This window comes from Paenarthrobacter sp. Z7-10, from assembly GCF_026932795.1.
GTDB lineage: Bacteria > Actinomycetota > Actinomycetes > Actinomycetales > Micrococcaceae > Arthrobacter_M.
The window spans coordinates 1-1,002 of the sequence record NZ_JADPVH010000134.1 but is presented as its reverse complement, the minus strand read 5'-3'; the positions used below and the strand labels follow the sequence as shown (position 1 = coordinate 1,002).

The 1,002-nt window shown below is 62.5% G+C and carries 1 protein-coding gene; it reads left to right on the top strand.

The features are described 5' to 3' along the window. The first annotated feature begins 57 nt into the window (after positions 1-57). Positions 58-981, top strand: coding sequence for an IS982 family transposase (locus tag IV498_RS18760; RefSeq protein ID WP_442951389.1), 924 nt, complete (start codon positions 58-60; stop codon positions 979-981). Positions 982-1,002: the final 21 nt, after the last annotated feature.

Here is a 1,002-nt window from a genome sequence, read left to right as displayed (position 1 = left end):
GGCAAAGGTGCCCAGAATCGGCGGTATCAAACCCAAACGCCGAACTTGGAGGCCCGCGTGGACGCCGATCTGGACACCCTTGCTACTGCATTGTATGTGAAAGCCGATGACCTGTTGAAGGCGTATCCGGAACGGGTTCCGCCTCGGCCCAAAATCGGGATCGTGCCCCGCATTACCGATGCCGAGCTCATCACCTTGGCCGTCCTGCAGGCCCTGCTCGGGTTCACCAGCGAAGCCAGATGGCTCCGGCACGCAGGTAAGAGCCTGCGGCCCATGTTCCCATACCTGCCGGGCCAGCCGGGCTATAACAAACGCCTGCGCCGGCTGGGGGAGACCATGAACTGGCTCATCGGTGTGCTCGTCCAGGACAGTGACATCTGGAACGATAACGTGTGGCTCGTTGACTCGACTCCGATCGAATGCGGCCGGTCCCGTGAAACCGCCCGCCGGTCCGACCTCGCGGGGTGGGCCGAGTACGGGTACTGCGCCTCCCATAGCCGGTACTTTTGGGGACTTCGCCTGCACTTGGTCTGCACGTTGCACGGGCTGCCCGTCGGCTACGCACTGACCGGAGCCAAAGCCGATGAGCGCCAAGCCTTCCTGGACATTCTCGCCGGGACCCCGGCGATGAACGCCATCTGCAGCAATGGGCCACGGCAGATCCTGATCGGAGACAAGAACTACTTCGGTCAGGAGTTCGAAGCGACCCTTGACCGGACAGGGGTGGAACTGTTGCGCCCGACACGTAAAGGCGAAGAACCACGGCCCGGTACCCGGTTCTTTAAGCCCCTGCGCCAGATCATCGAATCAATCAACGACACGCTCAAAGGCCAACTCGATCTCGAACAGCACGGCGGGCGGACACCCGCCGGCGTCACCGCCCGCGTCGTCCAACGCCTGCTGGCCCTGACCGCAGCGATCTGGCACAACGATCGGATCGGCCAAGCTGTGCGTCGCTCCATGACCGCCTACGATCACTGACCCTTGGAATTATTCATCTAG